Here is a 2,335-nt window from a genome sequence, read left to right on the forward strand (position 1 = left end):
CCTGCTTGTTGGCGGTGGTGCAATGCTCTATCGCGCTGGATTTTCCCAGGGCGTAATGTCGGATATGACCTTTCCTGAAGGTGGCTTTGAGCAAATGATGCCCTACCGCGGATTTGGTCACGGATACGGTTATGGCTACGGCCATATGGGCTTTATCTCACTTGGGAGAATGCTCTTTACCGGATTCTTTTTCTTGATGATCTTTGGTCTCTTTTTCCGTCTTATCATGGGACGTCGATTTGGGCCTCCATGGGCTTATCGGATGCATCCTGAAGGCAGGGGCGGCCCTTGGGGTCACCATCCTTACTGGAGCAAAATGCCTCCTGAGGGTGAAGATGCAGACGAAGAAGAAAAATCTGAAAAATAAGGTCGAATGATAAACTTTCATTGCAGAGAAAACTCTCTCTGCAATGAAAGTTTTAAATCTGGAAAAGAAAGGTGTCCCGCAGGTTTCCATAATTCAGTTTCTTCAGCACCATAAACCTTCGGGACGATCATATTCAATAGCCCTTAATTATAAGGTGATGGAAATCGCATAAGTATGGAAAAGAATGGTGGTAAAAGGTAAGTGATGGAAAACGCTCGAAGGGGATTTGTAATCCCCGTTTTTTAGAAGAAATCCAGCGGGAGCATCAATTAGTACCTGGCACTACCTTGAAAAGATTGGTTACAATAAAGGGCAAAGTCCTGACTTTGGATTTAGGGAATGAGCAGATGAAAATATGAGTGAAACCATCCTGATCGTTGAAGACGAACCGAAAATTGCCCGGCTGGCCCGCGATTATCTTGAAAAAAATGGGTATCGTGTATTGGTCGCCGGGGATGGAGATAGCGGCCTGGCAATGGCGCGACGCGAAAAGCCGGACCTTCTCGTACTTGACCTGATGCTCCCCGGTATGGATGGCTTGGATGTCTGCCGTGCAATCCGCCGTGAATCAGATCTGCCGATCATCATGCTGACTGCCCGTGCAGAAGAAACCGATCGTCTGATCGGTTTGGAGCTTGGGGCAGATGATTATATTTCCAAGCCTTTTTCGCCACGCGAACTGGTTGCCCGAGTTCGGGCCTTGTTACGCCGGGCCAAGGGAAATGTTTATGTTCCGGGCGTGATTAGAGTTGGAGATCTTGAGTTGAATACCGAGAGTCATAGCGTTAATCTTGCGGGAGAATCCCTTCACCTGACGAGGATCGAGTTCAGCCTATTGCAAACCCTGGCGCAACATCCTGGTCAAATATTTTCACGGGCGCAATTATTGGAGAATTTACATGGTGTGGCATATATTGGTTATGACCGCAGCATCGATGCGCATATCAAAAATTTGCGCCGCAAAATAGAAACCGACCCAGCCAACCCGCGCTATATTCTCACCGTTTATGCCGTGGGATATAGATTTAACGACGAGCTATAAATATGCATCCACGACAAAGTAGATTTTCAGAAAAAGAAAACTGGGCAGACGAAAGATGGATGGGAAGGGGCCATTTTCTTCATCACCGCCTGCGCCATAGTAGCAAAAGACGGTTTTTATGGATTCGCTTTATCGGCTTTTTTCTATTTTTAGCGCTCCCATTATTGATGGCGGGCGCCTTTTTGGGGGCTTTATTCCGTTCCGGGGATTTTACATTTGACGGCTCGCATATGCCCTTGCCTCTGTTCTTATCTCATAATCCGGGCATTTTTGTTCCCCTTTTCTTTTGCGGGATCCCGATTTTGATCATTGCAACGCTTGGCTATTTTGGTTCGCGTGCTTTTCGAAAAATGGGAACCCCCCTTGCAGACGTGATGACCGCCGCGGATGCAGTTGCGGATGGCGATCTCACTGTTCGTGTCCCCGAGCGAGGCCCGAGCGAGATTCGCAGATTATCCGAATCCTTCAACCGGATGGTGGATGAACTGGCACACGCTGATAAACAACGCCGGAATATGACCGCCGATGTTGCCCATGAATTGCGCACCCCTCTCCATATTTTGCGTGGAAACCTGGAAGGGCTGCTGGATGGTGTTTACGAGGCGACTCCGGAGCAAATCGAATCGATGCTTGACGAAACCCGACTTTTATCCAGATTAGTGGATGATCTTCAAACGATCTCGCTCGCAGAGGGTGGCCAGTTGTACTTGAATCTGGAGGAAGTAAATATCCCCGAGTTATTGGAAGATGTGCGGACCAGTTTTCTGGGTCAGGCGGATGAGGCGGATGTTGAATTGATCGTGGATGTGGAGGACGAAGAGCTATCGATCACTGCTGACGCTGGACGTCTTGATCAGGTTTTAGGCAATCTGGTTGGGAATGCGTTGCGACACACACCGGCGGAGGCTTGCATCCGTTTAGAGGCG

General features: G+C 48.7%; 3 protein-coding genes. All 3 read left to right on the plus strand.

Annotated features, from left to right (window positions below; genetic code table 11):
* A partial coding sequence (locus AC3DOM_RS17515) for a hypothetical protein (protein WP_487920327.1) occupies window positions 1–367 on the plus strand: 367 nt, incomplete at its 5' end.
* A 355-nt stretch (window positions 368–722) separates the two neighbouring features.
* Complete coding sequence (locus AC3DOM_RS17520; RefSeq protein WP_487920328.1) at window positions 723–1,409, plus strand: response regulator; 687 nt, start codon at window positions 723–725, stop codon at window positions 1,407–1,409.
* Window positions 1,410–1,639: 230 nt separating this feature from the next.
* Window positions 1,640–2,335 (plus strand): sensor histidine kinase (locus AC3DOM_RS17525; RefSeq protein WP_487920329.1); only part of this gene is annotated, 696 nt, incomplete at its 3' end.

It is taken from the genome of Candidatus Desulfolinea nitratireducens, assembly GCF_982879505.1.